The organism is Mycobacterium kyorinense (genome assembly GCF_001672775.1).
GTDB lineage: Bacteria > Actinomycetota > Actinomycetes > Mycobacteriales > Mycobacteriaceae > Mycobacterium > Mycobacterium kyorinense_A.
Genome location: NZ_LZKJ01000144.1, coordinates 22,553 through 45,777 on the forward strand (window position 1 = coordinate 22,553; position 23,225 = coordinate 45,777).

The following is a 23,225-nucleotide window of genomic DNA, read 5'->3' on the forward strand; positions in this document are numbered from 1 at the left end:
GCAGGAGTGCCTATGACGAGCCGGGCTGACACCGCCGTAGTGGTATTGGCCGCGGGAGCCGGTACCCGGATGCGCTCCGATATTCCGAAGGTGCTGCATCCCATTGCCGGGCGCAGCATGCTGGCGCATTGCCTGCAGGCGATCACCAAGCTGGCGCCGCAGCATCTGGTCGTGGTGCTGGGCCACGACCACGAGCGCATTGAGCCGGTCGTCGCCGAGCTGGCAGACACGCTGGGACGTCCCGTCGACGTGGCGCTGCAGGACCAGCAGCTGGGCACCGGAGATGCGGTGCACTGCGGGCTGTCGGTGCTACCCGCCGACTTCGGCGGCGTGGTGGTGGTCACCTCCGGTGACATTCCGCTGCTGGACGCCGAGACGCTGGCCGACCTGGTCGCCGCGCACGGCTCCCACCCGGCGGCGGTCACCGTGCTGACCACGACGCTTGCCGACCCTACCGGCTACGGCCGCATCCTGCGCACCCAGGACCACGAGGTCATTGCGATCGTCGAACAGGCCGACGCCACGCCGTCGCAGCAGCAGATCTGCGAAGTCAACGCCGGGGTGTATGCCTTCGACGTCGCCGCGCTGCGGTCGGCGCTGGGCCGACTGTCCGCCGACAACGCCCAACAGGAGCTGTATCTCACCGACGTGATCGCCATCGTGCGGCAAGACGGTCAGGCCGTGCACGCCCGCCATGTCGACGACAGCACGCTGGTGGCCGGCGTCAACGACCGGGTCCAGCTCGCCGAGCTGGCCGCCGAGCTCAACCGCCGGATCGTGGCCGCCCATCAGCGGGCCGGCGTCACCGTCGTCGACCCGGCCACCACCTGGGTCGACATCGACGTGGCCATCGGCCGCGACACCGTCATCGAGCCGGGCACCCAACTGCGCGGCCAGACCCGCGTCGGCGGGCACTGCGTCATCGGCCCGGACGCCACGTTGACCGACGTCACCGTCGGCGAGCGCGCCTCGGTGATCCGCACCCACGCCACGTCGGCGGCGATCGGTGACGGCGCGACGGTCGGCCCGTTCGCCTACCTGCGGCCGGGCTCGGTGCTCGGCGCCGACGGCAAGCTGGGCGCGTTCGTCGAGACCAAGAACTCCACCATCGGCACCGGCACCAAGGTGCCGCACTTGACCTACGTCGGCGACGCCGACATCGGCGAGCACAGCAATATCGGCGCATCCAGCGTGTTCGTCAACTACGACGGCGAATCCAAGCAGCGCACCCGAATCGGCTCGCATGTGCGCACCGGCTCGGACACCATGTTCGTCGCGCCGGTCACCGTCGGCGACGGCGCGTACACCGGAGCTGGCACAGTGGTGCGCGACGACGTCCCACCGGGGGCGTTGGCGGTGTCGGCGGGCCCGCAGCGCAACATCGAAGACTGGGTGCAGCGCAAGCGCCCAGGCAGCGCCGCCGCGCACGCCGCTGACAAGGCGCGCGCCGCCACCGAGCCGGAGCCGCCGGGTGAACCTTCCTGATGTCACCCCGGCGCCAGACCGGGCGATTTTGTCCTTAATATATGTAGGCCAGCCATCAGGCAGTCATCTCGATCCGAACGGCGGGGGCACCACGTGAGCCACGACTGGACCGACAACCGCAAAAATCTGATGCTCTTCTCGGGTCGAGCTCACGCAGAGCTGGCCGACGAGGTCGCCAAGGAGCTCGACGTCCACGTCACGGCGCAGACCGCCCGCGATTTCGCCAACGGTGAGATCTTCGTGCGGTTCCACGAGTCGGTGCGCGGTTGCGACGCATTCGTCTTGCAATCACACCCGGCGCCGGTCAACCAGTGGCTGGTCGAGCAGCTGATCATGATCGATGCGCTCAAGCGGGGCAGCGCCAAGCGGATCACCGCGGTCGTACCGTTTTACCCCTACGCGCGGCAGGACAAAAAGCACCGCGGCCGCGAACCGATTTCGGCGCGCCTGGTCGCCGACCTGCTCAAAACCGCCGGCGCCGACCGGATCGTGACCGTCGACCTGCACACCGATCAGATCCAAGGTTTCTTCGACGGGCCCGTCGACCATATGCGGGCCCAGCCGCTGCTCACCGGATACATCAAGGACAACTACCCAGGCGGCGACATGGTCGTGGTCTCCCCCGACTCCGGCCGGGTGCGCATCGCCGAGAAATGGGCCGACTCACTAGGCGGCGTCCCGCTGGCCTTCATCCACAAGACCCGTGACCCCCGGGTGCCCAACCAAGTGGTGTCCAACCGGGTGGTAGGTGATGTCGAGGGCAAAACCTGCGTGCTGATCGACGACATGATCGACACCGGCGGCACCATCGCGGGAGCGGTCAAGCTGCTGCACGACGACGGGGCCGGCGATGTCGTCATCGCGGCCACCCATGGCGTGCTCTCCGAGCCCGCGTCGGAGCGGCTGGCGGCCTGCGGTGCCCGCGAAGTGATCGTCACCAACACGCTGCCGATCGGCGAGGACAAGCGTTTCGGTCAGCTGACCGTTTTGTCCATCGCGCCGTTGCTGGCCAGCACGATTCGAGCTGTCTTCGAGAACGGTTCGGTCACAGGGCTTTTCGATGGAGACGCATAGATGCCTGACGGTGTGATCTATCACAACCCGCGCTGCTCGACTTCTCGCAAGACCTTGGAATTGTTGCGCGACAACGGGATCGATCCCACGGTGATCGAATATCTCAAAACCCCGCCTAGTCGCGACGATCTGGCCACGATGATCCGTGATGCCGGTATCGACGTGCGTGACGCGGTGCGGAAAAACGAAGACGTGTACCGTCAGCTCGGCCTCGACGACGTCAGCGACGACGAGTTGCTCGATGCCATGGCAGCTCACCCTATCCTCATCCAGCGGCCGTTCGTGGTCACCGCCAAGGGCACCCGGCTCGGACGGCCGATCGACGCGGTCCGCGAAATTCTGTGAGACGTTTGGCTTTCGCGACGGCAGTCATGCTGGTCACGGCCGGCTGTGGACCGGAAACGCCTGACTACCAGTCGATCTGGACGACGACCACGACCACCACCACGGATGCTCCCGCCGAGCCGCCCGTCCCGTTTTCGGCGTACCTGGAGGACTCCGGTATCGGCCAGCAACGGGTGGCGCCCGATGCGCTGACCGACCTGACCGTGTCGATGCCCATCCCGGCGGGGTGGGAGAAGTACACCAACCCCGCCATCCCGCCGGAAACGGAAATGATCGCCAAGGACGGCAGCCTTCCGAACGCGATGCTGGTGGTCTCCAGGCTGACCGGTGATTTCGACGCCCACGAAGTGGCCAAGCATGCCAATGCCGATGCGGTGCTGGCGCAGAACTTCAAACAACTCGACGCATCCAGCGCCGACTTCCACGGCTTCCCCTCGTCGATGATTCAGGGCAGCTACGACCTCAACGGCAGGCGATTGCACACCTTCAACCGCGTCGTCGTCGCCACCGGATCGCCACCCGAGTCTCAGCACTACCTCGTGCAACTCACGGTGACCAGCCTGGCCGACCAAGCCGTCGCGCAAGCCGGCGGCATCGAGGAGATCATCCGCGGGTTCACCGTCGCGGCCAAGTAGCGGGCGCTGCGCATCAGGCTGCCCATTAGTCTGACTGCCATGACTGCCTGGACCGCCGCAGACCTCCCGTCGTTCACCGGACGCACCGTCATCGTCACCGGCGCCAACAGCGGCCTGGGCGCGGTGACCGCCCGCGAGCTGGCCCGGGTGGGGGCTCAGGTCATTCTGGCCGTCCGCAATACCGGCAAGGGTGAGGCGGCCGCGCGGGACATGACCGGGGACGTCGAGGTGCGTCAGCTGGACCTGCAGGAGCTGCGGTCGGTGCGTGATTTCGCCGACGGCGTGGACGGCGTGGACGTGTTGATCAACAACGCCGGCATCATGGCCACCCCGCATGCGGTGACGTCCGACGGTTTCGAGAGCCAGATCGGCACCAATCATCTGGGCCATTTCGCACTGACCAACCTGCTGTTGCCCAAGCTCACCGACCGGGTGGTCACGGTGTCGTCGATCATGCACTGGATGGGGCGCGTCAGCCTCACGGATCTGAACTGGACCGCCCGCCCTTATTCGGCGTCGCGCGCGTACGGCCAGGCCAAGCTCGCTAACCTGCTGTTCACCAGCGAGTTGCAGCGGCGTCTGGAGTCGGTCGGGTCGTCGGTGCGCGCGTTGGCCGCCCACCCGGGCTATTCGCACACCAACCTGCAGGGGCACTCCGGCAACAAGCTCAATGACGCGGTGGTGTCGCGGGCTACCCGGCTGCTGGCCACCGACGCCGACTTCGGCGCCCGGCAAACGTTGTACGCGGCGTCTCAGGACCTGCCGGGCGACACCTTCGTCGGGCCGCGGTTCGGCATGTTCGGCTCGACCCGGCCGGTCGGCCGCAGCCCGCTGGCCAAACGCGCCGACACCGCCGCCGAGCTGTGGGAGCTGTCCGAGCGGCTCACGGACACCAAATTTCCGCTCTGAGGTGCTGATGCGCTAACCTGGCCGGGCGTCACGGCGAGGGTGGCAGGGCATTTTGGCAAGCCGCCGTTATCGACGGGGACCGACATTCCGGTTGTCGCGATGCTGGCCGTGCCCCGACCAACACAGGAGCGACACCCATGGCTAAATCTGCGACTTCGTCCGCCAACCAGCTCAGCGTTTCGGTACGCACTGAGACCGGCAAAGGCGCCTCCCGACGGGCCCGCCGCGACGGCAAGATTCCCGCAGTTCTTTACGGGCACGGCAGCGAGCCGCAACACCTGGAGCTGCCCGGACACGACTTCGCCGCGGTGCTGCGGCACGCCGGTACCAACGCGGTGCTGAGCCTGGACATCGAGGGCAAAGAGCAGCTGGCGTTGACCAAGGCGTTGGACATTCACCCGATCCGCCGCACCATTCAGCACGCCGACCTGCTGGTCGTGCGCCGCGGCGAGAAGGTTGTCGTCGAGGTCAACGTCGAGGTCGAGGGCGAGGCGGCGCCGGGCACTCTGGTGACCCAGGAGACCAGCACCATCGAGATCGAGGCCGAGGCGCTGTCGATCCCCGAGCAGCTGTCGGTCTCGGTTGAAGGCGTCGAACCGGGTACCCAGTTCACCGCCGGACAGATCACCCTGCCGTCGGGCGTCAGCCTGGTGTCCGACCCCGAGATGCTGGTCGTCAACGTGGTGAACGCGCCGACCGCCGAGGAACTCGAAGGCGAGGGTGCCGGCGAGGTGACCGCGGCCGCGGAGGGCGAGGCGCCGGCGGAGGAGGCTGCCGACGCCGAGGCGGCGCCGCCCGAGTCCGAATAACAGATGGCCGAGCCATCCCCAGCTGCGCGGGGGCCCCAGTTGGTGGTCGGCCTCGGCAACCCCGGACCAAACTATGCCCAGACCCGGCACAACCTGGGGTTCATGGTTGCCGACTTGCTCGCCGCGCGGCTGGGGTCGAAGTTCAAGGCGCACAAGAAATCTGGCACCGAGATCAGCACCGGCCGGCTCGGTGGGCGTTCGGTCGTGCTGGCCAAACCGCGCAGCTACATGAACGAGTCAGGCCGCCAGGTGGGCCCGCTGGCCAAGTTCTACACCGTGCCGCCGCGCGACGTCATCGTCGTCCACGACGACCTCGACCTGGACTTCGGCCGGATCCGGCTCAAGATCGGCGGCGGCGAGGGCGGTCATAACGGGCTGCGCTCGGTGGCGTCGGCGCTGGGCACCAAGGACTTTCAGCGGGTGCGGATCGGCATCGGCCGCCCACCGGGCCGCAAGGACCCGGCGGCTTTCGTGTTGGAGAACTTCGCCGCCGCCGAACGGGCGGAGGTTCCCACGATTTGCGAGCAGGCCGCCGACGCCACCGAGCTGCTGCTCGAGTTGGGTCTGGAGCCGGCCCAAAACGTCGTCCACGCCTGGTAATTGCGGGCGACCCCCTTGCGCCGAGCGTGCGTGTCCCCGGTCGACACGCCGCATCAATTACCGGATTTGCGCACGCTCGCGCAGTAGCTACGCACGCACGCGTAGAAGCTGCGCACGCACGCGCAGATGTTACGCACGCTCGCGCAGAAGCTGCGCAAAAGGCGCTAGGTGACCAGCGTGACCGAGTTGGCCCGCCGCAGCTTGCCCGACGGGGTCTTCGGAATCGTCCCGGGGCCAAGCACCACGACATTGCGGGGCCGCACATCGACCTCGGCGACGACCTCGTGGGCCACCTGATGCTCGATGCGGCGCACTTGAGCGGGATCCTCGAAGGCGTTGGACTCCACCGCGACGGCGAACGTCTCCCGCGAATGCCCGGCGTCTAGCCGCACGGCCACCGCGCAGCCCGGACGAACACCGTCGACTCGACAGGCGGCACGCTCGATGTCAGTCGGATAGATGTTGCGCCCGGCCATGATGATGACGTCCTTGACGCGGCCGCACACCACGATGTGCCCGTTCTCCATCAGGTAACCCAAGTCGCCCGTGTCATACCAGCCGTGCTCGTCCTGCGCTGGGATGAACCCGCCCATCGTGATGTAACCCGGCGTCACCGGCTCCCCGCGCAGTTCGATCACCCCGACGCCGCGGGGCGGCAGCACCCTGCCGTCCTCGTCGATGATGCGGGCCTCGAGCCCTTCCAGCAGCGGGCCCAACGAGGCGAACCGGCGCGTGTTGCCCTTGCTGGCAGGCACCGCGCGGCGCAGCGCACTCAACAGATCGGCATCTACCTCGTCGACGACCAGTCCGTCGCCCAGTTCGGAGAACGACACCGCCAACGTCGTTTCGGCCATCCCGTAGGCCGGCATGACCGCCTCGGGCCGCAAGCCGAACGGCTTGCCCGCATCGATCAGGTCCTCGACGTCGGCGGGTTCGACTGGCTCGGCTCCCGACAGCGCGAACCGCAGCGTCGACAGGTCGAACTGACCGGGCTTGGCCTGCTTGCGCAGTCGCTTGGCAAACAGCGAGTAGGCGAAGTTGGGCGCGGCGGTCATCGTGCCCTTGTACTTGTCGATCAGCTTGGCCCACAGCAGCGTGTCGCGCAGGAAGTCCATCGGGGTGACCTTGACCAGCTCCACGCCGAAGTACATCGGCACGGTCAAAAAGCCGATCATGCCCATGTCGTGGAAGCACGGCAGCCAGCTGAGCATCACGTCGTTGCCGCTGGGGTCCATCTTGGCGCCGATGAACATCGCCTCGGCGTTGGAGTAGATGTTGCGGTGGGTGATCTGGACGGCCTTCGGAGACCCTGTCGAGCCGGACGTCAACTGCATCAACGCCAGATCGTCTTCGTCGGTGTCGATCGGGTCGATCGGGTCCGACGCCAGCAGCTGCTCGACGGTCAGCACCGTGACACCGCGCTCGGCCAGCACCGGCGCGGCCGCCATGAACGGGTCGGAGACGACGACGGCCTTGGCCTCGATCATGTCGATGACGGTGGTGGTGTCCTCAGCCCAGATCGCCAGGTCGGTGCGCGGTGTGGGCTGGTGCAGCATGGTCAGGCTGGCGCCGCGCATCCACAGCCCCTGGGCGGTCGGCGCGATTTCCACCGGCGCGCCGGCCAGCACGCCGACCGCGTCGCCGTGGCCGACCCCGGCAGCGGCCAAGCCGCCGGCCACTCGGCGGGACCGCTCATGGACCTCGAGCCAGGTGTGCCGGACCGGCTGGTGCGGTTCGCCGGTCACCATGCCCTTCGTGCTCTCGTGAGCGTTACGGAACAAGTTCTCGGTAAACCTGCTCACGACAACCTCCTCGGTTCCAGCGCAACGTCCCTGGATTTCAGGTTGCCCCTGTTACGGGGTACTGCACAGGAGGCGCGCATACACAATTGGGGAGCGGTTCTGTCTCGAAGCGGTGATGAATCAGTAACCTCGCGCAACGACGCGGCGTCGACAAGGACACGCCGTGGCCGTCGACTCAAAAACCGCCTGCCCAGCCGCTCGGCAGGCGACAGAATCGGGCGCGCTTCTGGACCGCTATTCGTCACCGCCGATCATCTTAAACTCCTCTTAAGTAACGTCCAAACGTGGACGTCAAAGAGGTGTCACACCTCACTGACGGGCGCGGGCACCACCCGGGCGCCGTGTACTGGCCCGCTTGCGACCCGCACCGTGCGGCACACGCCGGCTCCGGACAGCTGGGTGCCCACGTCGACGGCTGCGGGAGCCGAGCGGCACAGGAACGCACACGTCGGTCCGGAGCCTGACACGATGCCCGCCAGCGCGCCCGCCTCCGCGCCGGCGCGCAGCACACGCCGCAGCGTTGAATCCAGGCTCACCGCGGCCGCCTGCAACTCGTTGCCCAGCAGCGGCGCCAGCTGCTCGGGGTCGCCGGCGGCCAGCGCCGCCAGCACCGGCCCGGGCTCGTCGAGCCGCGGCGGCGACCCGGCGTCCCGAAGCCGGTCGAGCTCGTCGAACACCCCTGGGGTGGACAGGCCGCCGTCGGCGAACGCCAACACCCAATGGAACGTGGTGCGGGCCAGCACGGTCGCCAGCTCCTCGCCGCGGCCGGTGCCCAACGCGGTGCCGCCGTGCAGCGCGAACGGCACATCGCTGCCCAGCTTTGCGGCCAGCGTGTGCAGGTCGCGGCGCGGCACGCCGAGCTCCCACAGGGCGTTGATGGCCACCAGCACCGCGGCGGCGTCGGCACTGCCGCCCGCCATGCCGCCGGCCACCGGGATGGATTTGTCGATAGCGATCGAGACATCGGGGGCCCGGCCGACGTGGTCAGCCATCAGCTCGGCGGCCTGCCACGCCAGGTTGCGCTCGTCGACCGGCAACTGGTCAGCGCCCTCGCCGGAGACCTCCAGCGACAGCACATCGGCGTTCCGCACCGTGACCTCGTCGACCAGGGAGACGGCGTGGAATACCGTCGTCAACTCGTGATAGCCGTCGCCGCGGCGGTCACCGACGGCCAGGTAGAGGTTGATCTTCCCGGGGACCCGGACCGTCACCGAGCCAGTAGGCACCCACTGAGCAGCGGTGTTTCCGTCCAACGGCACCGCACGAGACTATCGCCGGAACCTACGCTGTGGGCATGGTTGAGGCCGGCGAGCAGCTCCACGGCTACGTCGTCAACCGGGAAGTCGGCCGCGGCGGCTACGCCACGGTGTATCGGGCCCACCCCAGCAAGACCCCCGAGCGGGTGGTGGCGCTCAAGGTGCTGCGCGCCGACCATCGCAGCCCGGCAGACCTGGCCCGCCTGAACCGCGAATTCGAATTCGCACACCGGCTGCGTCATCCGCACATCGTCACGGTCTACGAGCAGGGGCCGTTCTGGCTGGCGATGCAGTTCGTCGACGGCGGCAAGTCCACGGCGTTGCAGCGGCTGGACCACCAGCTGGCGGCGCTGGCGCAGATCGCCGACGCGTTGGATTATGTGCACCGCCAAGGTATCGTTCACGCCGACGTCAAACCGGCGAACATCCTTGTCGCCAAGGACTTTTCACGTGACGGCGCATGTTTGATCGACTTCGGCGTGGCACACGCGGTCGTCGACGACGTCTTTCGTCGGCCCAAAGACATTCAGGCGTCTCTGTCGTATGCCGCCCCCGAGGTGCTGCGCGGTCAGGCGCCGACGGCCGCCACCGACGAGTACGCGCTGGCCTGCTCGGTCGTCGAGTTACTCACCGGCGCACCGCCATTCAGCGCCGACACCTCCGCTGAACTGATCAGAGCGCACTTGCGTGGCATCCCGCCGCGGGTGTCCAGCAGGGCTTCCTGGGCGTCACGGGCCTTCGACACGGTGGTCGCCCGAGCCATGGCGCGCGATCCCGAGGTGCGCTACCGGTCCTGTGTGGAAATGGTCGAGCACGTCGTCCGTGCTGTCGACGGCTAGCTGGCCGGCGCGTGCCGGTGCGGTGCGCTCCGGCCGGTGTCGGTTTCCCCGGACCGCCGGAACAACCGCACGAAGTCCTCGATCGTCAGCGTTTCGCCCCGGCGCGCCGGGTCGATGCTGGCGGCCAGCAGCCGGCTCGCCGACTCGTTGCCCGAACCCGCCCACTCGGCGAAGGCATTGCGAGAGGTCTTGCGCCGCTGCGCAAACGCTATATCGATCAGCTCGAAGATGTGCTGACGGAATGTGGCATCAGTAGGCCAGGGCGGCGTTTCGTACCGGTCGATACGCACCAGCCCGGAATAGACGCGCGGGATCGGCCAGAAGACCGTCGGCGACACCGTGCCGTGGCGGCGGACGCGCCCGAAGAAGCGGACCTTCACGCTGGGCACGCCGTAGTCCTTGCCGCCCGGCTCGGCGGCCAGCCGTTCGGCCACCTCGGCTTGCACCATCACCATCACGGTGCGGATGGACGGAAATTCGGCAAGCAGATGCAACAGGGCCGGGACGGCGACGTTATAGGGCAGATTGGCCACCACCGCGGTCGGCTCGGCTTGCAGGTCGGCGGGGCCGACGGACAAGACGTCGCGGTTGTAGACGTGCAGCCGGTGGATCTCGCTGTGCGAGTGCTCGGCGATCGTTTGGGGCAGCCGCTCGGCCAGCACCGGGTCGATCTCCACTGCGCTGACTGCCGCGCCCCGTTCCAGCAATGCCAGGGTCAGCGACCCGAGTCCGGGCCCGACCTCCAGCACATGGTCGTGGCGGTGAACACCGGACGCCGTTACTACCCGGCGCACCGTATTGGCGTCATGGACGAAGTTTTGTCCCAGTGATTTCCGTGGCCGAAATTCGAGTTCTTTGGCCAGCCGCCTGATCTCGGTCCGCCCGAGCAGCCGGATGGTCAGCGCGCACCCGCTCGTCCGCTACACACCGGCCACGCTCCCCAACCCTGGCGCGCCCGCGTCACTTCGGCAATCGCGATCTGCTCTTCGCGGGAGGCGAGGTCGGCGCGCTCCGCATACCGCAGGCCGCCGTTGCGCTCCCAGGTGCTCTGGTCGAACTGCACGCCGCCGTAGTAGCCGTTCCCGGTGTTGATCGCCCAGTTGCCGCCGGCCTCACAGCCTGCGATGGCATCCCAAATCGATCCGTTGCCGACGTCGGGAACCTCGGTCCCCGGTTTGGCGCCGACACGCACCACGGCCTGGCGTGCGGGTGTCACCACGGTGTTGGCGACCGGCAGCCGCCCAGTCTCGACACCGTTGACCTTGGCTACCGCGAACGTCACGTCCTGGACGCCCGGCGTACCCGGGTCCTCGACGATCTCGCGGCTGATGTTCATCTCCGGGTCCTCGATGCGCTGCGCCTCCGGAGCCAGCGGAACCCGCTCGGTGACCTTCTCGATCCGGTTACGCGTCACCTGGATGTGCATGCCGTCGATCACCGGCGTGCTTGCGCCGGGACTGACCTGGTCACTCTGTTCCAGCGGTGCACCGGCGGCGGCCAGCAGTTCGCCGACGTTGGGTGCGGCCAGGTGCACATTGCGCAGGGCTCCCCCGTCGTCGATCTCCACCGACTTGGCGCTGACGACCGGCAGCGCCATTCCGGCCAGCGGAACGCGGCTGCCGCGCGAGGCCGCGGCCGGCGCGGTGTCGGTCATCGCAAGCTGGGCCAGCGCCTCGTCGACGGTGGAGGCGGTGGTCCACACCTGCTTGGTGTCCTGGCCGTCCAACGAGATCTCCAGCGGCCGGCTGCGGCGCAGCACGATGTTGTCGGCATCGCGTACCTGCTCGGCGCCGGCCGGGTAGAGGTCGTCGCGTTCGCCGACCTCGAAGCCGTTCTCCTTGATGACGTCGATGACCCGCGACTTCATCGTGGTCACCGTCATCGCGGTTCCATCGACGGTTAACGTCACGGTTTTGTAGGCGGCGACCGCCATGCCTCCGGCGATGCTCAATACCACCAGTAGAGCGGCGACCAGAAGTCGCAGAATCGGCGAGGGGGCCTGGTGCAGTCTGGTGAGTACGTTCAATGTCTATTAATTCCCGACCTCAGCGTTACCTTCAGCAACAACCCAGTGACATAACAAAGGGGCCACTCAGGGCCCCACCGTACGATCACAAGACGGTAACGAACCGGCCTCCTTTGAGCAACTCCGGCGCCGGGCTCTTACCGGACTCTTAAGTACTGAGGCCGTAAACCCGACGCGCGTTGGCCGTGGTGACCTGGGCCAATTCTTCGGCCGGCCGGTCCACCAGTTCAGCCAACGCTCGCACAGTGTAGGGCAAGCAATACGGCTCGTTGGGCGCGCCCCGATACGGATGGGGTGTGAGAAACGGCGCATCGGTTTCCACCAGCAGTTGGCTGGGCGGGATCACTTCGACGGCATCTCGCAGGTCACGCGCATTACGGAAACTCACCGTGCCGGACAGGCTGACCAGCCAGCCGGCCTCGACGCAGGCCCGTGCCATGGCGGTGTCGGACGAGAAGCAGTGGAAGATCACCGTGTCGGGTGCGCCCTCGGCGCCCAGCACGTCGAGCACCTCGGCGTCGGCGTTACGGTTGTGGATCATCAGCGGTTTACCGATCCGCTTGGCCAAGTCGATGTGCCAGGCGAACGCCTCCCGCTGCACGCCCGGTTCCGCGCAGCCCTCCAGCCGGCCGGGCCAATACAGGTCCATGCCGGTCTCGCCGACGGCCACCACCCGGGGCTGGGCGGCGAGCCGCTCGATCTCGGCGCGGGCCGCGTCGGTCAGCGCCCCGGCGCGGGTGGGATGCAGCGCCACCGCGGCATAGACCCGCTCGTCCCACTCGGCGGCCCGGGTCACCCAGCGTGCCGAATCCATGTCGTCGGCAATCGTGACGACCGCTTGGACCCCGACGGCGGCGGCACGGTCGACGATCGCGCGCACCGCTTCGGCATTGTCGGCCCCGCACGCGTCGAGATGGGTGTGCGCGTCGACCAACGGGCTCAACGGCTCCGGGGCCGGCGGCGGCGGACGTCGGGAACCCATCCGCACACAATAGGGTGAAAGCCGATGAGGCCCTACTACGTGACCACGGCGATCACCTACCCCAATGGCGCGCCGCATGTCGGACACGCCTACGAGTACATCGCCACCGATGCGATCGCCCGGTTCAAGCGACTCGACGGTTTCGACGTGCGCTTCCTGACCGGAACCGACGAGCACGGCCTCAAGATGGTCGAGACCGCGGCGGCAGAGGGCATTCCGACCGCCGAGTTGGCCCGGCGCAATTCCGATGTCTTTCAGCGGTTGCAGGAAAAGCTCGGCATTTCCTTCGATCGGTTCATCCGCACCACCGACGCCGATCACCACGAGGCGTCCAAGGCCATCTGGCGGCGGATGGTCGACGCCGGCGACATCTATCTCGACGTCTACTCGGGCTGGTATTCGGTGCGCGACGAACGGTTTTTCACCGAGTCGGAGACCGTGCTTGTCGACGACGGCACTCGGGTGGCCACCGAAACCGGCGCTCCGGTGACCTGGACCGAGGAGCAGACCTACTTCTTCCGGCTCTCGGCGTATGCGGACAAACTGTTGGCGCACTACGAAGCCCACCCGGATTTCATCGGCCCCGATGTCCGGCGCAACGAGGTGGTCAGCTTTGTGTCGGGCGGATTGCGCGATCTGTCGATTTCCCGCACCTCGTTCGACTGGGGTGTGCCGGTGCCCGGGCATCCCGACCACGTCATGTACGTCTGGGTCGACGCGCTGACCAACTACCTGACCGGGGTGGGTTATCCCGACACCGAAGGTGAGATGTTTCGCCGCTTTTGGCCCGCCGATTTGCACATGATCGGCAAGGACATCATTCGCTTTCACACCGTTTACTGGCCGGCGTTTCTGATGTCGGCCGGAATCGAGCTTCCCCGAAGGGTTTTCGCGCACGGGTTCCTGCTGAACCGCGGCGAGAAGATGAGCAAGTCGGTCGGCAACGTGATCGACCCGGTCGAGCTGGTCGAAAGATTCGGTGTCGACCAGGTGCGCTACTTTCTGCTCCGCGAAGTACCGTTCGGCCAGGACGGCAGCTACAGCGACGAGGCGATCATCACCCGGATCAACGCCGATTTGGCCAATGAGTTGGGCAATCTGGCGCAACGATCATTGTCGATGGTGGCCAAGAACCTCGACGGGATCGTGCCGCAGCCGGGCCAGTTCACCGCCGACGACGCCGAACTGTTGGCCAACGCCGATGCGTTGCTTGACCGGGTGCGCACCGAATTCGACGCGCAGGCAATGCATTCAGGGTTGGAGGCGATCTGGTTGATGCTGGGCGCCGCCAACCGCTATTTCTCCGCTCAGCAGCCCTGGGTGCTGCGCAAAAGCGAGGCCGCGGCCGATCAGGCTCGGTTCGGCACCGTGCTCTACACCACGCTGGAGGCGGTGCGAATCGCGGCGTTACTCATTCAGCCGGTGCTCCCGCAGTCGGCGGCCAGGTTGCTCGATTTGCTCGGCCAGCCCGCCGATCAACGAACGTTCGACGTGATCGACACCCGGCTGGCGCCCGGCACGGTGTTGCCCTCGCCCACTGGCGTGTTTCCGCGATATCAACCGGCTGACCGCGAGCCAACCTCCAACGACACGGAGTCCGCCGGGCGTTGAGGCCACGCCGCGTCGTTCGACATCGAAAGCGATCGCCGCGGTGGCTTACTGACGCTGTGCCAACAATTTCGTGATAGTTCGCCGCTGGGCGGTGGGTGATAATCGGCGAATGGAGCGGCGACGAAACTGGCCCAGTCAATCACCGGCGGTCACTTTGACCCAGTTGCCCGCGTCGGTGGTGTTGGAGCGGATCCCGGTTCCGGTGCTCGCCGTCATGCAAGACGGGACCATTCTGTTCGCGAATACCGCCTTTGCGGAGATGCTGGGTTACGACCCCGAGGAGGTTCTGTCGCTGAAGTTCCCGCAAATCTTTCACACGGCGCCAGCCGCCGAATCCGCCCTCTCCGTCGTCCACGCGCTGGCGAACATGGTGGTCGAACTTGCCCACCGCGACGGCTCGACGGTCCGGGCGCTGATGAGTAAGTCCGCGCTGCTGCGCGCCGACGACGACGTGGCGCTGGCGACATTCCAGGACCTGACCGAACAACTCTGGGTCGACGAGCGCTGACAGCGCCGCTCAGACACCTCACTAGCCGACCGAAAGTATGAAACCCACGGGATTTGCCTAACTCGTAGTACTGTGTTCAGGTGATCAGGACTCGCGCGGATTTGACTGCTTACCTGGCGGCGGACTTGACGGCAAACGGGTTGGAGCGGTGGCGGTTCCGCGACCGCTTCACCCAGCGCCCGGCCTACTTCCAGCGCTTGCTGCGCAAGTCGGAGTACTGGTCGAATTCGGCCCGAACGCCGGTCGCCCGCGCCGTCGCCGCCTGGTTCAGGCTGCGGACCAAGCTGCTGGGCGAACGACTTGGGTTCATGATCCCGCGCAACGTATTCGGCCCGGGCCTCTCGATCGCGCACGCCGGCGCGATCTGGGTCCACTATCAGGTTCGGGTGGGCGCGAACTGCCGCATCCACCATGGCGTGACGATCGGCGAAGCCAAGGGCAAAATCCCCGTCGTCGGCGACGACGTCTGCATCTACCCCTGCGCGATGATCCTCGGCGCCGACGTCGGCAGCCGCGTCGGAATCCGCGCCGCCGCAGTCGTCACCAAGTCAGTGCCCGACGACGTCGAGGTGGCCGGCATGCCCGCCCGGATTGTGAGCACCACTCGACCGATCACCGCCATCGCGTGCGCCTGACGCCAGTCACCCGAATACGGGCGTGCGGGCTGACGGGCGGGGTGCAAACTACTGGTGTACCTCTAGCCTGATTCGGATACCTACAGTATGGTAGGCGAGTGATCAGGACCCGTCAGGACCTGAAGGATTACCTAGCTGCGGACTTGCGCGCGAACGGATTGGAACGCTGGAGGTTCCGCTATCGCCTCTTGGAACGGCCCGCCTATTTCCAGCGTCTGCTGCGCAAATCCGAGTATTGGTCCAACACGGCCCGAACACCGCTCGGGCGGTTCGTTGCCGCGTGGCTCCAACTGCGCACCAAGCTGCTAGGTGAACGGTTTGGTTTCTACATTTCCCGCAACGTATTCGGCCCGGGGCTGTCGATCGCACATCCCGGTCCGGTATGGGTGCACTGCCGGGCACGGGTCGGCGCCAACTGCCGAATCCACCAGGGCGTGACTATCGGCGAAGCCAACGGCAAGATTCCGGTCATCGGCGATGACGTCTATATCTATCCCCTCGCGATGATCCTCGGCGCCGATGTCGGCAGCCGCGTCGGAATCCGGGCAGGCGCAGTTGTCACCAAGTCGGTGCCCGACGACGTCGAGGTGGCCGGGATACCGGCCCGGATCGTCAGAGCCGACCGCGTGACCACCGCACACCGGCCCTCAGCATTGGACGGCCACCAACGACTTGACCAGCCCGGCGAAGCGCTCGTACCAGAGCGTCGATGACGGAAAGTATCGCCGCAACTGCGAAATGCCGATCAGCTCAACCTCGTCGACTTGTTGCTCAGCCTCTTCGCGGGTATGCGTGCGAACGTGACCGCGGTTCCAGCGCATAGAGATCTGTACCCGTGCCTCGTAGGGCAACCACTGCAAGCCGGGAAACAGCCAGTGCGGCTCGATCGGGAAATGGCGGTACGGCGTTTGCACCCAATGCCGATCGCCGAGGGAATGGACGTTGCCGGCGAGCCGCTGGCGCTGCACATGGCCGCCCACGTGTTCGAGCAGGGAATTGGAGAAAACAAGATCGAAGCGGTCCCGGGCCACCGAACTCGGCAAGTCGCAGGCATCGCCTTGGACCGCCACGATGTCGGAAGTCCATGACTCCAACGGCAAAAGGTTCACCGTGGTGATCGCCTTGGGCCGAACCGGTGCCATCCGCCATGACTCCGGTGTGCCGCCGAGGTCCAGCACTCGCATTTCGTGAAAGGACGGAAAGACCTCGAGCAGGTGACGCCACCGGCGAGCCCGAGCGCGGCCCGAGAGTGACCGGGATGAATTGACGTCCGTCGCGACGTCTCGTAACCAGTTGGCCATCGTTACGAGGCGAACTGGTGCTCTGGCCGCAGCGAATAGCGTTGCAGCAGTTGCCTTTCGTGGCGCGGGCTCAGCGCCGCCAAGCGGATGTCGCCGCCGTAGTGGTCAAGGACACGCGGATCCATCACTCGACGCCATAACGGGGGCACCATAGCCAAAAGCAGCATGGTGCCATACCCGTTGGGCAGTTGAGGGGCTTCGTCGGTGTGGCGCAGCGCCTGATATCGGCGCAGCGGATGAGCATGATGGTCGGAGTGCCGTTGCAGGTGGAACAGGCAGACATTGGCGATGACGGTGTTGCTGTTCCAGCTGTGCGCGGCACGCACCCGTTCATAGCGCCCGTTGGCGAGCTTTTGGCGCCGTAAGCCGTAATGCTCCATGTAGTTGACAATCTCCAGCAGGCAGAAGCTGAGTATCGCTTGTCCGACGAGCCACGGCAGAACGACGATGCCGAACCAAATAACCAGTCCGGCAAACAGTCCCGCGCTCATCAGCCATGCACTGAGCACGTCGTTTTTCAGAGTCCAGCGTGACCGCCCCGACTGCGCTAACCGCCGGCCCTCGATGTCCCAGGCCGACCGCACACCGCCGGCTACCGACCGCAGAATGAAGTGATACAGGCTTTCACCCATCCGTGAACTGGCCGGGTCTTCCGGGGTCGCGACTCGCACGTGGTGCCCGCGGTTGTGCTCGACAAAGAAGTGTCCGTAGCAGCTCTGCACCAGCGCCGCCTTGCTCAACCATTTCTCCGACTGCGGTCGCTTGTGCCCCAGTTCATGCGCGACATTGATTGCGACCCCGCCGATTATCCCGGCGGTCACCATCAGACCCGACTTGTCAACGACATCCATCGTGAGCCAGCCCCCGCCGCTCCACAGCCAGCAGGCGAAGATGATCGATAGGTATTGACTGGGCAGATACAGGTACGTTGCCCACCGGTAGAAGCGCTCGTCCTCTAGTCGCGCCACCGTGCTGTCGGGGGGGTTATCCGCGTCGGGTCCCACGATGTGGTCGAGGACCGGGATGATTCCGAACGTCACGATCGGGGCGAACCACCAAAACACTCCCGAACCGGTTAGCTGGACGCCCAGCCACGACGCGTACACGAACGCCGGAACGACCGAACCAAGCAACCACAGATACCGCTTGGGATCCCGCCACTCCGGGACCGCGAACAAATCGCGCCCGGTCGGCGCGCTTCCCTGCACCGGGCGGTCCCTGGTGCGCAGGCCCGACGAGTTCCGGTAGTGCATTTTCCGAACGTAGCATGACTGATCATACTTCAAAACTCTTGTTTTAATACCTTTGGTCGGTGTATAACCGTCTAAGAAGGCTTGGAGTTCTGCTGTCGGGCGTCCTGTCCTGGCGTTATCGCGGCGCGCGGTCGGGCAGCGACACAGTCGGTCCACGCCGGTGATGGCCATCAGAGCACGTCAAGGAGCCGCAGAGTGGTGATGTCGCGCAGACGTTTTCTGGGTGTCAGTGCGTTGGCTACCGCAGCGGCCGGCGCCAGCGCCGTGGGGCTCGAATTGACCCGCGAGCGAACGGCTTCGCGACGGCACTACCCCGCCATTGTGGTGGGCAGCGGCTACGGCGGTGGGGTGTCGGCGTTGCGGCTGGGCCAAGCGGGCATCGAGACGTTGATCTTGGAACAAGGCCGGCTCTGGGATACCCGTGACGAGGACGGCCGGCGATTTTCGAAGATGTTACCGCCGGACACCCGGGCGGGCTGGTTCACCAAACATCCACCGAGCCTGGTCCCGTCATTCCGCGGCGTCTCGATCGACTCGGTGGCCGAACATATGCCCTCGCCGCAGCCGGTTCAGGCCGGCATCTGCGACAAGGTCGTCCACGGGTCCCACAATGTATTCCGCGGCATCGCCGTTGGCGGCGGGTCCATGATCAACGCGGCCATTGCCGCGATCCCGACACCGGCACAAGTCCGGGAAACCTTTCCAGACATCGACCCCGCCCAATTCCTGGGCACCTATATGCAACGCGCCAGGGACACGCTGTTGATCAACTATCGCGACATGCGGTGGTTCGAGAAGACGCCATGCTTCCAGTACGCACGGGTGGGCAGGCAGTACGCGGCGGCAGCCGGGTATCCGGTCGACTACAACGGCAGTGCGTTTTCCTTCCCCTACATCAAATACGAAGAGGCCGGCCAGGTTCAACGTTCGGCGCTGGCATTCGAGCAACAGTACGGCAATAACAACGGTCGATTCGGCAGCGTCGACCAGACCTATATCGGCGACGCGCTGGCCACCGGAAAAGTTAGCCTCAAACCCCTCACCGAGGTGACCGACATCTGGCGCGAACGCTCGGGCGAGTACGTGGTCGCCACCCGTGAAATCGACCGTTGGGGCAACGAACTCGGTCGTGACGAATTCGCTTGCGACCAGCTCTTCCTCAGCGGCGGCGTCCTCGGGACCACCAAACTCCTACTGCGGGCCAGAGATACCGGGACGCTACCCGACTTGAGCGACGCAATCGGCCGCGGTTATGGAAACAACGGCGACATCATGGTGGCCCACACCCTGAACGAGAGCGACCCCGCCGGAACCGAACAATCGCTCATGGGCATGATCAACCTTGATGGGCGTGCCGATCCCGATAACCCGGTGTACGCCAGCATGTTCTCGCTCCCGCTGCCGGTCGAAACGTTCACCTTGGGTTACTACGTGATGGTCAAGACCGGGGACCGCGCCGAGATCAGTTACGACCGTCGTTCGGACTCGATCAGCATCGACTGGCCCGAAGGGTATACCGAGCACTTGTGCGCGAAAGCGCGGGTGGTTTTCGACAAGGTGACTCAGGCCAACGGCGTCGACTATCGCGACGACATTTTCGACGGAAACATCTTCGCGCCGAACACGGTCCACCCGATGGGCGGGTGTGTTCGCGGGACGGCGACCGACAGTTATGGGCGGGTCAAGGGGTACGACAACCTCTATGTCAACGACGCCTCGCTGCTGCCCGGTTACCTCGGCTGCAATCCGTTCATGTCGATTACCGCACTCGCAGAGCGCAACATCGAAGGAATCCTGCAGGGGCGAAACTGACTGATCTCGTGAATGAGCCAGGGCGCTGGACCGCGCTACTGACGCAACGCCTCGCGCGCCAGAAACTCGCGGAAATAAGGCAGCGATGCATCAGCTGCGATGACCGGCAACAGCTGCTCCCACATGCGATTGAGTCCCCCGGCGAAGTCCCTGCCGGGTATCGACTTGGCCAACAACCGAGTTCCGAACATGGCAGTGACGATCGACTCGCTGACCGCTTCGGGAACCAGACCGTCGCGAAGATCGCCTTCGCCGATCGCCCGTTGCGCCTGGGCGGCCATCGCGTCCAGCCAGTCCGTGTACACCTGTGCGGCCGCCGCACTGAATCCGCTCACGGCGAAGGTCAGCTGTTCGGCTGCGCGGGCTACTTTGTCCGACGAGAACAGCTCGGTGGCGGCGAACGTGCCGTGGATCATGTTCTCCAACGCAGGCGAAGACGATCCACACATGCTGCGAAACGCCGTGAGCACGGTCCCCGAACCTTCCTCGATGATGGCCGACGCGAGCGATTCCTTCGAGTCGAAATGGTGATAGAGGGCGCCCTTGGTCATCCCGGTCCGCTCGATGATCGCGGCCCAACCGGCCGCGGCATAACCGACCTCGCCGAACACCTCAATCGCGGCGTCGATGATCTTCCGCCGGGTGGCTTCCGATCGAATCTGGCGCGCCATCGCCCTGCACCTCCGGAGTTCCGTTGATTTGCTTAGACTCCGGACCCTCGGCGTCTCACATTTCCGGCCAGCGCGCCAAGCCTAACAGTCGCTGGTTCGTTGGCCGCGATCGTGCATCCGGGTGTCGGTCCCGGAAATCATCCACCGCCAGCCGCTTGGCCCGCAGCGCTGATTGCGAGCGTCGTACGCCGCCTGATGAATTGGCGAAAGTAACTTATCCGGTCGGCGTGGACGATGCCGGGCAGCACAAGCGCCCAGGACTTCTCGAGGTCCAGAAGGAAGCGCTCCGCTTTGTCCAGCTTGCTGGTATAGCGCATCCCCAGATACAGCGACACGAGAAGACGCCCGACGTCGTGCGGATCGCAGTCTTTAATGATGTCGCCCTCGCCGATGGCACGCTCGGCAACCAGCGCAATGCTTTCGATCCAGCCATCCTGCAGTCTGGTTTGAAATTCTTCGGCCCGGCCGACCGTCTCGAGCAGATGCAAAGCCGCGCGAGCTCTGTCCTCGGCGAGGTCTTGAACCGCGATCAGGTAGATGAAGTCGACAAGAGTTTCCAGACCAGAAAGCTTGCGCCCGAGCAAGTCCTGGATGGCGGCGGTAGCCGCCACCGTTTGCGCTTCGATGATGGCCAACGCCAAGGCGTGCTTCGACCGGAAGTGGAAATACATTGCGCCCTTGGTCAACTCGGCGTCGGCCAGGATGTCGTCGAGTCCGACCTCGTGGTACGGCCGGCGGGCGAATTGGTGCGCGGCGGCGCGCAGAATCTGTTGCCGCGTGGTATCGGCCCGGCTGTCGGTGGGTTCGTTCATCGCCCGGCCCCGCAACGCTGGACTGCGCCGAGTCGCGACCGGACGACGACATCGGCGCTGTACGGGCCCGGAGTGGTCATTGCGGTCATCGGCATCACGGTGCGACTTCTCCCTCGAACAGAGCCGCCTGCAGGCGTAGCAGCCTCTGCTCGACTGCCGCGTTCGTAAAGCTTAAGTCATCTGCCACCGAAATGCGGATACCATCAGTAAGTGTTTCGGGTTTACATCATTCAAAAAGTATGTACTATTGCTCTGCAACCCATTGTCGGTCTGTTCGCATGAAGTCTTGACCGGCGCGCATGAGATCACGCGGGCCGCCGCCTCGCCAGCGAGCGGCCTTCCGTTAGGAGAAGCAGATGTCGTTCGTGACCACACAGCCGGCGGCGTTGGCCTCGGCGGCCGGCAAGCTGCAGGACGTCGGCGCCGCGATCAGCACCCAGAACGCGGCTGCGGCCGCCCCGATCACCGGGGTGGTCCCGGCGGCCGCCGACGAGGTCTCGGCCCTGACCGCGACGCAATTCGCTGCGCACGCGCAGATGTACCAAGCCATCAGCGCACAGGCCCAGGCCATTCACGAGATGTTCGTGAACACACTGAGCATTAGCGCAGAGTCGTACGCGGCCACCGACGCCGCGAACGCGGCCTCGGCCGGCTAGGGAGCCGGTAGTGCTCGGACTGGACTTCGGTGGCCTGCCACCAGAGATCAACTCCGCCAGGATCTATGCGGGTCCGGGCCCGGAGTCGATGCTGTTCGCCGCGACGGCCTGGGATGGGCTGGCGGCCGAATTGCAGAATGCGGCGTCGTCGTACTACACCGTGATCTCGCGACTGACCAGCGGACCGTGGCTGGGGCCCGCGTCGGCGTCGATCGCCGGCGCCTCCACGCCGTACGCGGCGTGGATAACCACGATCGCCGCGCAGGCCGAGCACGCGGCAAGCCAGGCGCGGGCGGCGGCCGACGCCTACGATTCGGTGTTTGCCATGACGGTGCCGCCCGGAGTGGTTGCCGCCAACCGAGCTCAGTTGATCTCGCTGATGGCGACGAACTTCTTCGGTCAAAACTCGGGGGCCATCGCAGCTGTGGAGGCCCAATACGGGGAGATGTGGGCCCAGGACGCCGCAGCGATGTACGGCTACGCCGCAAATTCCGCCGCCGCTTCGAAGCTGACCCCGTTCACGTCACCACCGCAGACCACCAATCCGGTGGGTGTTGCCCAGCAGGGCACTGCGGTCGCCCAGGCCACCGGTACCGCCACGACCCAGCAGTCCTCGCTGTCGTCGCTGGTGTCCTCGATTCCCAATGCACTCCAGCAACTTTCATCGCCTGCCTCCCCAACCGCGACGTCCGCCGAGGTCACCACCCCGTGGGGCACACTGCTGGGTGGCGGGTCGACGGGGCTCTCCGGAATCACCGAGCAGTGGCCCAGCTTGCTGCCGGGCTATTTGATGGTGTCGGCGACGCCGCTCTACGCGCTCTCCAGCGTGCTCGGCATGGCGCAAACGTTGCAGGGTCTGACGACCGCCGGCGCATGGGAGGCCGCCGAAGGCGCGGTCGGGGCGCTCGAGTCCGCGGTTCCGGGAGTTTTCGCCGGCGTTGGCCAGGCCGCTGCGCTGGGCCCGTTGTCGGTGCCGCAGACCTGGGCAGCGGCGGTCCAGACCGGCACGCTGACATCTGTGGGCACCCCGGTGTCCGGCATCGGCGCGGGCGCCCCAGCCGCGGCACCGCCGAGCCTATTAGGCGGCTTGCCGCGCGGAATGCCCGTCGGGGCGACCGCGACCCCCGGTCCCAAATATGGGCTCGTGCACACCGTCATGGCCCGACCGCCTTCCGCCGGCTACGGCGGTGTCATATGAAAACCC

24 protein-coding genes are annotated in these 23,225 nt (G+C 66.0%); 15 read left to right on the forward strand and 9 right to left on the reverse strand.

What is annotated here, in order from left to right; translation table 11 throughout:
* Positions 1–12 precede the first annotated feature (12 nt).
* The 7 genes from glmU to pth all read left to right on the forward strand — a co-directional run bounded on the left by glmU (position 13) and on the right by pth (position 5,857).
* Positions 13–1,485, forward strand: coding sequence for a bifunctional UDP-N-acetylglucosamine diphosphorylase/glucosamine-1-phosphate N-acetyltransferase GlmU (gene glmU / locus A5707_RS15780; RefSeq protein WP_065015397.1), 1,473 nt, complete (start codon positions 13–15; stop codon positions 1,483–1,485).
* Positions 1,486–1,578: 93 nt separating this feature from the next.
* Positions 1,579–2,559, forward strand: a complete 981-nt coding sequence (locus tag A5707_RS15785) for a ribose-phosphate diphosphokinase (protein WP_065015398.1) — start codon at positions 1,579–1,581, stop codon at positions 2,557–2,559.
* Positions 2,560–2,904: an arsenate reductase (glutaredoxin) gene (gene arsC / locus A5707_RS15790; RefSeq protein ID WP_065015399.1), complete on the forward strand. Its 345-nt coding sequence runs from the start codon at positions 2,560–2,562 to the stop codon at positions 2,902–2,904.
* 26 nt (positions 2,905–2,930) lie between these two features.
* Entirely contained in the window at positions 2,931–3,539 is a 609-nt protein-coding gene (locus tag A5707_RS15795) for an LpqN/LpqT family lipoprotein (protein WP_065015449.1), read from the forward strand.
* Positions 3,540–3,578: 39 nt separating this feature from the next.
* On the forward strand, positions 3,579–4,448 hold the full coding sequence (locus A5707_RS15800; RefSeq protein ID WP_065015400.1) for an oxidoreductase: 870 nt from the start codon (positions 3,579–3,581) through the stop codon (positions 4,446–4,448).
* A gap of 137 nt (positions 4,449–4,585) precedes the next feature.
* A complete protein-coding gene (locus A5707_RS15805; RefSeq protein WP_065015401.1) occupies positions 4,586–5,257 on the forward strand; it encodes a 50S ribosomal protein L25/general stress protein Ctc in 672 nt (223 codons plus the stop codon).
* Between the two features lie 3 nt (positions 5,258–5,260).
* On the forward strand, positions 5,261–5,857 hold the full coding sequence (gene pth / locus A5707_RS15810; RefSeq protein WP_065015402.1) for an aminoacyl-tRNA hydrolase: 597 nt from the start codon (positions 5,261–5,263) through the stop codon (positions 5,855–5,857).
* A gap of 164 nt (positions 5,858–6,021) precedes the next feature.
* On the opposite strand, the gene A5707_RS15815 is transcribed toward pth, so the two are convergent.
* On the reverse strand, positions 6,022–7,659 hold the full coding sequence (locus A5707_RS15815; RefSeq protein WP_065015403.1) for a fatty acyl-AMP ligase: 1,638 nt from the start codon (positions 7,657–7,659) through the stop codon (positions 6,022–6,024).
* 302 nt (positions 7,660–7,961) lie between these two features.
* Entirely contained in the window at positions 7,962–8,918 is a 957-nt protein-coding gene (locus A5707_RS15820) for a 4-(cytidine 5'-diphospho)-2-C-methyl-D-erythritol kinase (RefSeq protein WP_197495340.1), read from the reverse strand.
* 35 nt (positions 8,919–8,953) lie between these two features.
* On the opposite strand from A5707_RS15820, the gene A5707_RS15825 reads away from it, so the two are divergent.
* Positions 8,954–9,754 (forward strand): serine/threonine-protein kinase, encoded by an 801-nt coding sequence (locus tag A5707_RS15825; RefSeq protein WP_065015404.1) that lies wholly within the window; start codon positions 8,954–8,956, stop codon positions 9,752–9,754.
* On the opposite strand, the gene rsmA is transcribed toward A5707_RS15825, so the two are convergent.
* The 3 genes from rsmA to A5707_RS15840 all read right to left on the reverse strand — a co-directional run bounded on the left by rsmA (position 9,751) and on the right by A5707_RS15840 (position 12,762).
* On the reverse strand, positions 9,751–10,656 hold the full coding sequence (gene rsmA, locus A5707_RS15830; protein WP_065015405.1) for a 16S rRNA (adenine(1518)-N(6)/adenine(1519)-N(6))-dimethyltransferase RsmA: 906 nt from the start codon (positions 10,654–10,656) through the stop codon (positions 9,751–9,753). The genes A5707_RS15825 and rsmA overlap by 4 nt on opposite strands.
* A complete protein-coding gene (locus A5707_RS15835) occupies positions 10,653–11,780 on the reverse strand; it encodes a resuscitation-promoting factor (RefSeq protein ID WP_065015406.1) in 1,128 nt (375 codons plus the stop codon). The genes rsmA and A5707_RS15835 overlap by 4 nt, the downstream gene beginning before the upstream one ends.
* A 148-nt stretch (positions 11,781–11,928) precedes the next feature.
* Positions 11,929–12,762 (reverse strand): TatD family hydrolase, encoded by an 834-nt coding sequence (locus tag A5707_RS15840; protein ID WP_156658009.1) that lies wholly within the window; start codon positions 12,760–12,762, stop codon positions 11,929–11,931.
* Between the two features lie 24 nt (positions 12,763–12,786).
* On the opposite strand from A5707_RS15840, the gene metG reads away from it, so the two are divergent.
* From metG to A5707_RS15860, 4 genes are all read left to right on the forward strand, one after another.
* On the forward strand, positions 12,787–14,373 hold the full coding sequence (gene metG, locus A5707_RS15845; RefSeq protein ID WP_065015408.1) for a methionine--tRNA ligase: 1,587 nt from the start codon (positions 12,787–12,789) through the stop codon (positions 14,371–14,373).
* Between the two features lie 109 nt (positions 14,374–14,482).
* On the forward strand, positions 14,483–14,881 hold the full coding sequence (locus A5707_RS15850; protein ID WP_065015409.1) for a PAS domain-containing protein: 399 nt from the start codon (positions 14,483–14,485) through the stop codon (positions 14,879–14,881).
* 80 nt (positions 14,882–14,961) lie between these two features.
* Entirely contained in the window at positions 14,962–15,516 is a 555-nt protein-coding gene (locus tag A5707_RS15855; protein ID WP_065015410.1) for a serine acetyltransferase, read from the forward strand.
* A gap of 98 nt (positions 15,517–15,614) precedes the next feature.
* The gene (locus tag A5707_RS15860) at positions 15,615–16,229 is read left to right on the forward strand and encodes a serine acetyltransferase (protein WP_232000734.1); all 615 of its coding nucleotides are present in this window, start codon (positions 15,615–15,617) and stop codon (positions 16,227–16,229) included.
* On the opposite strand, the gene A5707_RS15865 is transcribed toward A5707_RS15860, so the two are convergent.
* On the reverse strand, positions 16,164–16,817 hold the full coding sequence (locus A5707_RS15865) for a class I SAM-dependent methyltransferase (protein WP_065015411.1): 654 nt from the start codon (positions 16,815–16,817) through the stop codon (positions 16,164–16,166). The two genes, A5707_RS15860 and A5707_RS15865, sit on opposite strands and share 66 nt — an antisense overlap.
* 2 nt (positions 16,818–16,819) lie before the next feature.
* Positions 16,820–18,070 carry an alkane 1-monooxygenase gene (locus A5707_RS15870; protein ID WP_082969496.1) on the reverse strand — a complete coding sequence of 417 codons (1,251 nt, stop codon included), beginning with the start codon at positions 18,068–18,070 and terminating at the stop codon, positions 16,820–16,822.
* A gap of 201 nt (positions 18,071–18,271) precedes the next feature.
* Between A5707_RS15870 and A5707_RS15875 the strand changes: the two genes are divergently transcribed.
* Positions 18,272–19,882 (forward strand): GMC oxidoreductase, encoded by a 1,611-nt coding sequence (locus tag A5707_RS15875; protein ID WP_082969497.1) that lies wholly within the window; start codon positions 18,272–18,274, stop codon positions 19,880–19,882.
* A 35-nt stretch (positions 19,883–19,917) separates the two neighbouring features.
* On the opposite strand, the gene A5707_RS15880 is transcribed toward A5707_RS15875, so the two are convergent.
* A complete protein-coding gene (locus tag A5707_RS15880; protein ID WP_065015413.1) occupies positions 19,918–20,553 on the reverse strand; it encodes a TetR/AcrR family transcriptional regulator in 636 nt (211 codons plus the stop codon).
* A 137-nt stretch (positions 20,554–20,690) separates the two neighbouring features.
* A complete protein-coding gene (locus A5707_RS15885; protein WP_065015414.1) occupies positions 20,691–21,365 on the reverse strand; it encodes a TetR/AcrR family transcriptional regulator in 675 nt (224 codons plus the stop codon).
* Positions 21,366–21,721: 356 nt separating this feature from the next.
* On the opposite strand from A5707_RS15885, the gene A5707_RS15890 reads away from it, so the two are divergent.
* Together A5707_RS15890 and A5707_RS15895 are read left to right on the forward strand one after the other, a co-directional pair.
* Positions 21,722–22,021 carry a PE family protein gene (locus A5707_RS15890; RefSeq protein WP_065015415.1) on the forward strand — a complete coding sequence of 100 codons (300 nt, stop codon included), beginning with the start codon at positions 21,722–21,724 and terminating at the stop codon, positions 22,019–22,021.
* A gap of 19 nt (positions 22,022–22,040) precedes the next feature.
* Positions 22,041–23,219 (forward strand): PPE family protein, encoded by a 1,179-nt coding sequence (locus A5707_RS15895; protein ID WP_065015453.1) that lies wholly within the window; start codon positions 22,041–22,043, stop codon positions 23,217–23,219.
* Positions 23,220–23,225 lie beyond the last annotated feature (6 nt).

Excerpts from the sequence above, each read along its gene's own strand:
- A5707_RS15800 (WP_065015400.1), top strand. The coding sequence starts at position 3,579 with ATGACTGCCTGGACCGCCGCAGACCTCCCGTCGTTCACCGGACGCACC.
- A5707_RS15880 (WP_065015413.1), bottom strand. The coding sequence starts at position 20,553 with ATGGCGCGCCAGATTCGATCGGAAGCCACCCGGCGGAAGATCATCGAC.
- metG (WP_065015408.1), top strand. The coding sequence starts at position 12,787 with ATGAGGCCCTACTACGTGACCACGGCGATCACCTACCCCAATGGCGCG.
- arsC (WP_065015399.1), top strand. The coding sequence starts at position 2,560 with ATGCCTGACGGTGTGATCTATCACAACCCGCGCTGCTCGACTTCTCGC.
- A5707_RS15805 (WP_065015401.1), top strand. The coding sequence starts at position 4,586 with ATGGCTAAATCTGCGACTTCGTCCGCCAACCAGCTCAGCGTTTCGGTA.
- A5707_RS15890 (WP_065015415.1), top strand. The coding sequence starts at position 21,722 with ATGTCGTTCGTGACCACACAGCCGGCGGCGTTGGCCTCGGCGGCCGGC.
- A5707_RS15850 (WP_065015409.1), top strand. The coding sequence starts at position 14,483 with ATGGAGCGGCGACGAAACTGGCCCAGTCAATCACCGGCGGTCACTTTG.
- A5707_RS15865 (WP_065015411.1), bottom strand. The coding sequence starts at position 16,817 with ATGGCCAACTGGTTACGAGACGTCGCGACGGACGTCAATTCATCCCGG.
- glmU (WP_065015397.1), top strand. The coding sequence starts at position 13 with ATGACGAGCCGGGCTGACACCGCCGTAGTGGTATTGGCCGCGGGAGCC.
- A5707_RS15870 (WP_082969496.1), bottom strand. The coding sequence starts at position 18,070 with ATGCACTACCGGAACTCGTCGGGCCTGCGCACCAGGGACCGCCCGGTG.
- pth (WP_065015402.1), top strand. The coding sequence starts at position 5,261 with ATGGCCGAGCCATCCCCAGCTGCGCGGGGGCCCCAGTTGGTGGTCGGC.
- A5707_RS15825 (WP_065015404.1), top strand. The coding sequence starts at position 8,954 with ATGGTTGAGGCCGGCGAGCAGCTCCACGGCTACGTCGTCAACCGGGAA.
- A5707_RS15840 (WP_156658009.1), bottom strand. The coding sequence starts at position 12,762 with ATGGGTTCCCGACGTCCGCCGCCGCCGGCCCCGGAGCCGTTGAGCCCG.
- A5707_RS15885 (WP_065015414.1), bottom strand. The coding sequence starts at position 21,365 with ATGAACGAACCCACCGACAGCCGGGCCGATACCACGCGGCAACAGATT.
- A5707_RS15795 (WP_065015449.1), top strand. The coding sequence starts at position 2,931 with ATGCTGGTCACGGCCGGCTGTGGACCGGAAACGCCTGACTACCAGTCG.
- A5707_RS15875 (WP_082969497.1), top strand. The coding sequence starts at position 18,272 with ATGTCGCGCAGACGTTTTCTGGGTGTCAGTGCGTTGGCTACCGCAGCG.